Here is a 5886-nt window from a genome sequence, read left to right as displayed (position 1 = left end):
AGTTGATTCTGCAGTTCTTGCTGTTGCTGCTTCTGCTGAAATTGCATTTGAATTAGTTAATTCAGCAGCTCTTGCAGTTGTAGCCTCTCCTGCCAAGTTGGTAGTTAAAGTTGATTCTGCAGCTCTTGCAGCTGTAGCTTCTGCTGCCAAGTTGGTAGTTAAAGTTGATTCTGCAGCTCTTGCGGTTGTAGCTTCTGTAGATATTGCAGTTGCATTGGCTGTTTCAGCTAATCCTGCTCTTGTGGCTTCCGCAGCCAAATTAGTAGTCAAAGTTGATTCTGCAGCTCTTGCGGTTGTAGCTTCTGTAGATATTGCAGTTGCATTGGCTGTTTCAGCTAATCCTGCTCTTGTGGCTTCTGCAGCCAAATTAGTAGTCAAAGTTGATTCTGCAGCTCTTGCGGTTGTAGCTTCTGTAGATATTGCAGTTGCATTGGCTGTTTCAGCTAATCCTGCTCTTGTGGCTTCTGCAGCCAAATTAGTAGTCAAAGTTGATTCTGCAGCTCTTGCGGTTGTAGCTTCTGTAGATATTGCAGTTGCATTGGCTGTTTCAGCTAATCCTGCTCTTGTGGCTTCTCCTGCCAAATTGGTAGTCAAAGTTGATTCTGCAGCTCTTGCGGTTGTAGCTTCTGCTGAAATTGCAGTTGCATTTGCTGTTTCAGCTAATCCTGCTCTTGTGGCTTCTGCAGCCAAATTAGTAGTCAAAGTTAACTCAGCAGCTCTTGCAGTTGTAGCTTCTGCTGAAATTGCAGTTGCATTGGCTGTTTCAGCTAATCCTGCTCTTGTGGCTTCTGCTGCCAAATTAGTAGTCAAAGTTGATTCTGCAACTCTTGCGGTTGTAGCTTCTGTAGATATTGCAGTTGCATTGGCAGCAATAGCATTTGTATTGGTTAACTCAGCAGCTCTTGCAATTGTAGCTTCTGTAGATATTGCAGTTGCATTTGCCGTTTCAGCTAATCCTGCTCTTGTGGCTTCTGCCGCCAAATTAGTAGTCAAAGTTGATTCTGCAGCTCTTGCGGTTGTAGCTTCTGTAGATATTGCAGTTGCATTGGCTGTTTCAGCTAATCCTGCTCTTGTGGCTTCTGCAGCCAAGTTGGTAGTTAAAGTTGATTCTGCAGCTCTTGCTGTTGTAGCTTCTGTAGATATTGCAGTTGCATTTGCTGTTTCGGCTAATCCTGCTCTTGTGGCTTCTGCAGCCAAATTAGTAGTCAAAGTTGATTCTGCAGCTCTTGCAGTTGTAGCTTCTGTAGATATTGCAGTTGCATTGGCTGTTTCAGCTAATCCTGCTCTTGTCGCTTCTCCTGCCAAATTAGTAGTCAAAGTTAACTCAGCAGCTCTTGCAGCTGTAGCTTCTGCTGAAATTGCAGTTGCATTGGCAGCAATAGCATTTGTATTGGTTAGCTCAGCAGCTCTTGCAATTGTAGCTTCTGTAGACATTGCAGTTGCATTTGCCGTTTCAGCTAATCCTGCTCTTGTGGCTTCTGCAGCCAAATTAGTAGTCAAAGTTGATTCTGCAGCTCTTGCAGCTGTAGCTTCTGCTGCCAAGTTGGTAGTTAAAGTTGATTCTGCAGCTCTTGCTGTTGTAGCTTCTGTAGATATTGCAGTTGCATTTGCTGTTTCGGCTAATCCTGCTCTTGTGGCTTCTCCTGCCAAATTAGTAGTCAAAGTTGATTCTGCAGCTCTTGCAGTTGTAGCTTCTGTAGATATTGCAGTTGCATTGGCTGTTTCAGCTAATCCTGCTCTTGTCGCTTCTCCTGCCAAATTAGTAGTCGAAGTTAACTCAGCAGCTCTTGCAGCTGTAGCTTCTGCTGAAATTGCAGTTGCATTAGCAGCTATATTAGTGGTAAGTGTTCCTTCTGCCGTTGTAGCTCTTGCAATTTCTGCTGCTAAAGCCGCAGAACCGACCGAAGCACTTGCGTCAACATAACTCTTAACCGCATTTTGAGTTGGATATAAAACATCACTTGTTCCTAATGTGAGAGCATTTGATTTGTTAGCCAAGTTTTCTTTTAAATCTAATGCTGCTAGTTGTGCCGTTGATATAGGTTTATCAGCATCCGATGTATTATTAACATTTCCTAAACCTATATCTGAAGCAGTAGCTTGTGAGCCAGCAATCACCCTTCCTTTTGCATCAACTGTTACTTTTGAATAAGTTCCAACACTCACTCCAGTAGTTGAAAGTGTGGTAACAAGACCTGAACCAGAGGTTGATACATCCCCGGTTAAACCTCCTGGAGTATTCAACACACCGCCGGAAACCGTAACAAAACCAGCCCCTGAAGGAGCAGGACCAGTTAACCCTTGAATTCCTTGGATTCCTTGTGCTCCAGTAGCACCTGTTAATCCTATCGGACCTTGAGAGCCAGTAGCTCCTGTCAATCCTATCGAACCTTGAGGACCTGTTACTCCCGTAGGGCCAGCAGGTCCCGCTACACCTGGTACATTTGCATTTTCGGCATATAAGGCATAAGGTACGCTATTCAATTGTGTAGTACCCATATCTAAAAAAACAGCACCACCTGTTGCATCCATTTCAACTTGGATAAACTTAGCGCCAATACCCCAGTTTACAGCTGCTAAAGTACCAGTATTTGGCGTTCCTGAACCAATATTCACATTAAATAACCCAAGATTGGTAGTAGTAACATTATGAGTTTCTCGAAACACAATTGAACCTGTTGAAGTACCACTACGAATAGAAAACCTCAAACTGATGTTTTGCAAAGCTCGTATATCTCCACTAGCATTTCGAGCGACTCCCTGATAGGGAATCGCTTGAGGAGATTGAGCATAGGCCTTATCAATTGTGCCTATAAAACTAAAAATAGATATTACTATCAATATAATTGTATGTAGTAATTTTTCTTTTGAAGTAAAAATATTTTTCATAAGATTTATTTTTTTTATATGAGTAATTTAATTTCTTAAAATAGTAAAGCCTTCTCTCTTTTTAAAGGGTATATTCTGCACAAAAGGATTAATAATAAAAATGGATTATGGCACTAGAAGAAGTATCAAAAAAATTAAGATTTTATTTTCAGGAAACTGAAACTATAAATAATACTAATTATACTTGAGAAGTTACTTGCTACCACTTAGAAAACGAATTCTATCAAAAGTAACTTTAGAAACTTACCCATATTCCAGTTCTGGTAAAGTTAATGTGCGATAAAAAAAAATATTTGTAATAAAAAGAACTATAGTTAAAAATCCAGATTTGGGTAGAAATGTTTTCATATTTATTGAATTCAAATAATGAATTGGGACTGTTTTTTCTTAAAATATAAATGCGGAAAGAACTTTTTTGAGTTGTAACCATTTAACATAATTTTATAAAATTTACGGTTTTTTTAGACAAAAAACATTCAAATAATCATCTGAATTTCATCAACTTAAATGCTAAATTATGTAATTAAGAACACATTAGTCCAATTTTTCATACATTTCCGATTAAAGGAATAAAAAAAACTATGAACTACATACCTTATGATTTTCAGAGGAAATAAAAAAAATATAATGATAAAATATGCTGGCTTTTGAATCCGATTTTTAATTTGAATTGATGAAAATTTAATTCAAAATTAAGTCAACTCTCCTCAATAACCTTGTGAAACCCGACAGCTCCTTATATTAAAAACTTCCTTAATTTATTATAATGCTATCAGCCCAAATCATTATTCATAAAACGCAATAAGGCTAAATATTTCATTTTAAATTGAAACCCATTCCTGATGCTTATGTATTTACTGCTTTTACCTAAAACTGAATTCTCAAATCATTTTAACTGCTATATAAAAAAACTCCATCCCAATAAAATTGAGATGGAGTTAATTAAAAAAACAATTATGAAATAAGCGTTACTGTTTTATTAGCCTGACCGTTTTTTGGTCAATACCCTGAGTAACTATCGCAATGTAAGCACCTGATGGAAGTCCATCACCAAACTTAATTTGCTGCCCATCACTATTATCAATATGTTTCACCATTCTTCCAAGTGAATCATATACTAATACTTCCACTTTTTCATTACTGCCACCTTTCATCTCTATAATAAAGTGCTGGCTTGATGGATTTGGATAAGCAATTACATTGAAAGGAACTGGTTCTGATACTTCTTTTATTTCTTTGGCAATAACCACCGGTATTTCCATTACTTGTTTGGAAGCAACTGGATTAGCCGTACGGGCAGTTGTTGCTGGTACCGATACTGAACAATTTCCACCACCAGAAACAAAAACTTTACTATTAGAATTTACCGCTTGAAGTACTGATTTTGCTGTTAACGAATCCCAATTACTTGAGAACCATACACCTCCTGCCTTCCTGTAATAGGTAATGGCTATTTTTTGTTCACAAGCATTTTGGAATGCCACCATTTGGAAGGTAGCTCCGCTTTCAACTGATACAACAGTTCCATTGGTAAGTTGCTCTTCCATATTTGCTTTAGCACTGAAAGTACCGGTTGCTAATGGATTAGCTATAACCAGCAAAGCAATTGCATTTGTCCTAATTAAGTAAGTATGCAATTTAGAATCGAGGATACCATTTCTGTCATACCAACTGCGAACCATAATATTAACTTTTCCTTTCGGATTTGTGCCTGATTTGGTATACTGAATATCAAACTGGAAGTCTGTATTTAAACTTGCAGCACCTTTAATGTATCCTGATGAACTTTGATTTGTAAGGTTGCTACCTCCAGTAATAAATCCTCCGGTAACAGGTTTTGAAACAGTAACGATCCCTCCAGACAGCGCATCCCAAGGATTATTGGTATAAGCTCCAGTAACCTTCACAGCTATCTGGAAGCTTTGTGAATTTAGAGAACCTATATTTAACTGAACAATAGCACTTGCAGTACCAACACTTCCATCGGTTACATCCACCAAGCCTACTGGCAAATTCTGAGCACTTGGAATGGCCGTTAAGGTAGTTCCGTTAACAAAATAGAACGAAACTTTTGCCCCCCGCACATCACCACCAGGTACATTTGTATCTCTTATGGCTGCAACCACAGTTACAGTTGCAGTACTAGTATTTGGCCCAGTTGTCCAAGCAAAGCCATCACCTACATAGAAGCCTGTTGCAGCGTATGGATCTGCATTTCTTGGAACAACAGTAAGTGTTTTAGAATCAGAAGAACCCGAAGTATAGTTTGAATTAGTACTTGTAAAAGTGGCTGTTACGGTATAACTACCCGGAATAACAGTTGCAGGTAGTTGGTTAATAACCATCGCCTGTACTGAACCATCCAGAGAACCAGGGATTGGAACAACAATAGCTGTATAATTGACTGTTCCTATTACGAATGTAACAAAACCTGTAAGTGGCGTTGCTGTATTCAATGGTTTAATTACCGCTGTATAAGTAAGGTTATCCATATAGCGAACCTGATAACCACTAAGTGTTAGTGTTAAAGTGGTTGGTGCTTGGGTAATGTTTGCAGTTGTTGTGGCTGTCGTATTCAACAGATTATAGTTAGCAGCATCTGTACCACTAATTGAAATACCATATACTGTAATTGGTTTATTAACATCAACAATAGAACCATTAGGGTTATCAAAAGAAGCCGCACTATAAGAAGCCGTTACATCATCTCCACTTACTTTATTAGTAGAAAGAGTTACAGTTGCCGTTGTATTGCCATCGTACACTTTATCTATGCCGGTAGCAGTTACGGTAAGGTCTCGTTTAGTTATATTTGCTGTTGTTGTTCCCACGAATGTCAAACTGTAGTTCCCAGCTTGCGCTCCTGATAAAACCATACCTGAAGAGGTAACTGTTTTGCCATTGGCAACGTCTTTATCGCTGAAGCTTGCCGTTCCGCCCGTTAAGCTTACTGCATCTGGTGCAATAACTCCATTTAAAGTTTGGGTTAGAACTGAA

2 protein-coding genes are annotated in these 5886 nt (G+C 38.8%); both read right to left on the bottom strand.

Going from position 1 to position 5886, the window contains the following annotated elements; translation table 11 throughout:
- On the bottom strand, positions 1–2889 hold a 2889-nt coding region (locus ACM55M_RS17335), incomplete at its 3' end, for a beta strand repeat-containing protein (RefSeq protein ID WP_416858933.1).
- Between the two features lie 968 nt (positions 2890–3857).
- The coding region (locus ACM55M_RS17330; protein WP_416858932.1) for a YDG domain-containing protein at positions 3858–5886 on the bottom strand (2029 nt) is incomplete at its 5' end.

The sequence above is a fragment of the Flavobacterium galactosi genome (assembly GCF_048158585.1).
Classification (GTDB): domain Bacteria; phylum Bacteroidota; class Bacteroidia; order Flavobacteriales; family Flavobacteriaceae; genus Flavobacterium; species Flavobacterium galactosi.
This window is presented reverse-complemented; position numbering and strand designations above follow the sequence as displayed.